Source organism: Seonamhaeicola marinus (assembly GCF_008085455.1).
Genome location: NZ_VSDQ01000218.1, coordinates 1 through 331, shown reverse-complemented (window position 1 = coordinate 331; position 331 = coordinate 1). Strand labels below are relative to the sequence as shown.

General features: G+C 32.0%; 1 protein-coding gene. It reads left to right on the top strand.

Annotated features, from left to right (window positions below; all coding sequences use genetic code 11):
• A partial coding sequence (locus tag FUA24_RS03105; protein ID WP_148540018.1) for a Plug domain-containing protein occupies positions 1–331 on the top strand: 331 nt, incomplete at both ends.

Genomic DNA, 331 nt, shown 5'->3' with positions numbered 1-331 from the left:
GTTTTAGAGTTCAAAATTTAGATGAAGTTATAATAAGCAATTATCTTACCACTGGTTTAACAAAATTAAATGACGGCACTGTTACTATAAAACCTGAAGCTTTTGGTATTCTACCTGGTTTAATTGAACCCGATGTTTTACAAACTATACAAGCGCTTCCGGGTATTTTAAGTACAGATGAAACCGTATCAAATATAAATGTTAGAGGCGGCACACACGACCAAAACTTAATACTTTGGGATGGTATAAAAATGTATCAATCTGGGCACTTTTTCGGACTTATTTCCGCATTTAATCCGCATATAACAAAAAAAATAAACATCTATAAAAA